The sequence below is a fragment of the Mesorhizobium sp. M2E.F.Ca.ET.209.01.1.1 genome (assembly GCF_004010375.2).
Classification (GTDB): domain Bacteria; phylum Pseudomonadota; class Alphaproteobacteria; order Rhizobiales; family Rhizobiaceae; genus Mesorhizobium.
The window spans coordinates 1-584 of the sequence record NZ_SADP02000093.1 but is presented as its reverse complement, the minus strand read 5'-3'; the positions used below and the strand labels follow the sequence as shown (position 1 = coordinate 584).

Here is a 584-nt window from a genome sequence, read left to right as displayed (position 1 = left end):
GCGGTTCAAAAAAAACGCTGTTGGCCCTTGAGCAAGCCCGCGCTGACATCGCGCGACGGCGACAACGCTGGCGTTCCTGGCAGTCCGGTCTCGACCCACGGCAGTTGGTCTTCATCGACGAAACCTGGATCAAGACCAACATGGCGCCGCTGCGCGGTTGGGGGCCGAAGGGCAAACGCCTGCGCGGCTTGGCACCATACGGCCACTGGCGTACGCTGACCTTCCTCGGCGCGCTGCGCTGCGACCGGCTGACTGCACCTTGCGTCTTCGACGGGCCGATCAACGGCCAGTGCTTCCGCGCCTATGTCGAGCAGCAGCTCATCACGGTGCTGAACCCCGGCGATATCGTCGTCATAGATAATCTGGGAAGTCATAAGTCGGCGGCCATCAGGCAGATGATCAAGGCCGCCGGCGCCAGACTTTGGTATCTGCCGCCCTACTCTCCGGACCTCAATCCGATTGAGCAGGCCTTGCCCAAGATCAAACACTGGGTGCGCCAGGCTCAGAAACGGACCGTCGAGGAAGCTTGGCGTCACATCTGCCACCTCGTCGAAACGATCGAGGCAGCCGAATGCCAGAACTAC

Annotated in this window: 1 protein-coding gene; it reads left to right on the top strand. The window is 62.0% G+C overall.

The annotated features are described in order from the left end of the window. On the top strand, positions 1 to 584 hold a 584-nt coding region (locus EN852_RS34715; RefSeq protein ID WP_135879585.1), incomplete at both ends, for an IS630 family transposase.